The sequence below is a fragment of the Sphaerochaeta sp. UBA5836 genome, from assembly GCF_002432845.1.
Taxonomy (GTDB): domain Bacteria; phylum Spirochaetota; class Spirochaetia; order Sphaerochaetales; family Sphaerochaetaceae; genus Sphaerochaeta.
Genome location: NZ_DJGW01000112.1, coordinates 1 through 3,303 on the forward strand (window position 1 = coordinate 1; position 3,303 = coordinate 3,303).

General features: G+C 56.2%; 4 protein-coding genes. All 4 read left to right on the forward strand.

Annotation, left to right across the window (positions count from 1 at the left end; translation table 11 throughout):
* Positions 1 to 948, forward strand: a 948-nt coding sequence (locus B3F49_RS11340) for a tripartite tricarboxylate transporter permease (RefSeq protein ID WP_293911163.1), incomplete at its 5' end; no start/stop codon positions are given.
* A gap of 17 nt (positions 949 to 965) precedes the next feature.
* Positions 966 to 1,679, forward strand: coding sequence for an SDR family NAD(P)-dependent oxidoreductase (locus B3F49_RS11345; protein ID WP_293911165.1), 714 nt, complete (start codon positions 966 to 968; stop codon positions 1,677 to 1,679).
* Between the two features lie 9 nt (positions 1,680 to 1,688).
* Positions 1,689 to 2,537 carry a transketolase gene (locus tag B3F49_RS11350; RefSeq protein ID WP_293911167.1) on the forward strand — a complete coding sequence of 283 codons (849 nt, stop codon included), beginning with the start codon at positions 1,689 to 1,691 and terminating at the stop codon, positions 2,535 to 2,537.
* A partial coding sequence (locus B3F49_RS11355) for a transketolase family protein (protein WP_293911169.1) occupies positions 2,534 to 3,303 on the forward strand: 770 nt, incomplete at its 3' end. The genes B3F49_RS11350 and B3F49_RS11355, both read left to right, overlap by 4 nt.

The following is a 3,303-nucleotide window of genomic DNA, read 5'->3' on the forward strand; positions in this document are numbered from 1 at the left end:
GACGCCGTATACGCCTACCCGCGGTTCACCTATGGCAGCTACAGCCTCATGGGCGGTATCTCCTTGATTCCAGCACTCATCGGTGTGTTCGGCATTTCTGAAATCCTTTCCGTTCTGCAGGAGGATGTGCCTTACTCCATAGAGAGCCAGCTGGGACGTGTGTTTCCAAACAAGGAGATTGTCAAGGACATCGTCCATACGGCAGTCCGTTCCGGTTTGATCGGCTGCGGTATCGGAGCGGTTCCCGGAGCAGGTGAGGATATCGCCGCCTGGGTTTCCTATGATGTCGGCAAGCGACGGAGCAAGAAAGGACATCTGTTTGGAAAGGGTTGCTACGAAGGCGTGGCCTCGGCCGAGACGGCGAACAATGCGTGTATCGGTGGTGCCATGATTCCCCTGCTCACCCTCGCCATCCCCGGCTCCCCACCGGCTGCCATGTACCTTGCCGCCATCTGGCTGCACGGGATCAAACCCGGTCCGATGTTGGCCCTGGAGTCTCCGGACTTCCTCTATCTGACGGCAATTACCTTGATCATTGCAACGGTCTCCATGGTGGTTTTCGGTCTGCTTTTGGTCAAACCGATGGTAAGGATTTTGAAAATCAACCGAAAGATCCTGATGCCGATCATCGTTCCCTTGACCGTCATCGGTGCCTATGCGGGCAACGTGAACACCTTTGACATCGCGGTCATGTTCGTATTCGGTATCCTGGGATACATTTTGCGCAAGCTCAACTACCCGATGGCACCGCTGGTGCTCGGCATCATTCTTGGCCCCACGGCCGACATCAGCTTCCGCCAGGCACTGATGCAGGGACAAGGATCGATCATCCCTCTGCTGGGACGGCCGGTGGGTATTGTTCTGATGGTCGCAATTGTTTGGATCCTTTTCGTAGGCATCAAGAACAGCAGATTGCAAAAGGGTGACGGCAGCATAAGCGCCGCCTGAGAAGAAGGAGAACGGGTGTGAATGTACGAAATAAAGTCATCCTGGTAACCGGCGGAGCCGGTGGATTGGGAGCGGAGATGGTTCAGCTGCTGTGTGAAAACGGGGCAAAGCTCTACATCCTGGATCTGGACGTCCAGAAGGGAGAGGAGCTCGAGAAGCGTATGAAAAAGCTCTCCTACAGCGCCGCCTTTCTCAAGCTGGACCTTACCAGCGAGGAAGCTTGGCAGGATGTTGTTGCTCGGATTGTCGATAGAGAAGGCCGCATCGATGTGCTGGTGAACAATGCAGGCATCAATATCCGAAAACCCATCGAGGAGATGAACTTCTCCGAGTTCAACACCATGATGGCTGTCAATGTCGGCAGTGTATTCCTCGGAACCAAGTATGTGCTGCCAGTCATGCGGAAGCAGGGCGGCGGGGCGATCATCAACACTTCTTCGGTGTGCGGCCTCATCGGCCACCGCTACACCCCCGAGGCGTACACGACGACCAAGGGAGCGGTGACGCTGCTGACCAAGGCGATCGCAAGCCGCTACGGCCATGAGAACATCCGCTGCAACTCGATTCATCCGAGTACGGTGGACACCCCCTTGGTGCAGGAGATGTTCAAGGATCCGGTAAAGAAACAGCAGCGGCTGGACGAGGTTCCACTCGGCCGCCTAGCAACCACCAGGGATGTGGCTAATGCAGTATGGTACCTTGCAAGTGACGAAGCATCGTTNNTTAGGTAGGAGAATACCATGGAATATTCAGAAGAACTCGTGAGGGAGCTGAAACGCAAGGCGATTCAGGTACGCGCCAACATCCTTGAGATGATACCCCCTGGAAAAGTGGGACATCTCGGCGGCAGCAGCTCGATAGCCGATGTGATGGCCGCCCTCTATTTTCATACGATGAGAATCAACCGCAACGATCCCAAGGATCCAAGCCGCGACCGCCTGATCATGAGCAAGGGCCATGCGGTGCTGGTGCAGTACGCATGCCTGGCCGAGCTGGGTTACTTTGACCGCAGCGAGCTGGGAAAGGTGAAAACCTTCACCGGAATCCTGCAGGGGCACCCCGACATGGACAAGACACCCGGCATCGAAGCGGTAACCGGCTCGCTTGGACAGGGTCTTTCGGTCTCCCTGGGCGTCGCCCTGGGCCTCAGGCTCGATGGAAGCAAAAGCCGCGTGTACGCAATCCTGGGTGACGGCGAACTTGCCGAAGGCCAGATTTGGGAGGCCGCGATGGCCGCTGCAGTCTACAAGGCAAGCAACCTGACGGCCGTCATCGACTGGAACGGTGTGCAGGCAACCAGCACGACTGCCGAGACTTTCCCAATTGAAAACCTGGTAGAGAAGTGGAAGGCCTTCGGATGGAATGTCATCGAGATTGACGGGCACGACATGGTGCAGGTGCTGGGTGCCCTTGATGCAGCAAAAGCCTATACACAAGGACCGACGGCAATCCTTGCCCATACGATCAAGGGCAAGTGCTTCCCGTTCGCTGAAGGAAAGGCGAAGTATCACAATGCTGCCATGAATGAAGAAGAGTACAAGATTGCATGGCAGTGCATCGAGAACATGAAGCGGGAGGTAGAGGCATGAGAACCAGCGACAGCTTGAGAAAAACCTACGGCGAGACTCTCGTCGAACTGGGTGAGAAGAACACCGATATCGTGATGCTCGAAGCCGACTTGGGCAATTCGACTATGTCCAGCCTGTTTGGGAATATGTATCCCGAGCGGTATTTCCAGATGGGAATCGCCGAGCAGAACATGGCCAGCGTTGCCGCAGGCCTTTCGCTTACCGGCAAGATCCCGTTCATCAACTCCTTTGCCGTCTTTGCTTCCGGCCGTGCCTACGACCAGATCCGCTCTTCGATTACCATTGCAAGCCTGAATGTGAAGATTTGTGGTTCGAGCGCGGGTCTTTCCGACTTCGGCGACGGCAAGACGCACCAGAGCATCGACGACATCGCCCTGATGCAGGTGCTGCCGCACATGACCGTGCTATCTCCTTGTGATGCAGTGGAGACCGAACAGATGGTCAAGGCGATGGTAGAGTCAAAGGGGCCGATGTACATCCGCATCAACCGCAACGACCTGCCGGTGGTCACCAATCCCGATGCCGAGTATCACATCGGCAAGATGACACAGGTCGTCGAAGGCAAGGATGTGGTGGTTTTTGCCACCGGCATCATGGTCCAGCAGTCCATGCAGGCTGCCAGGCAGCTTGAACAGGAAGGAATCAGCGTCAGGGTGGTCAACGTCAGCACCATCAAGCCGCTCGATACCGAAGCGCTTCTGGGTTTCTGTGAAGGGGTCAAGGCGGTGGTGACTGCCGAAGAGCACAGCATCATCGGCGGGCTCGG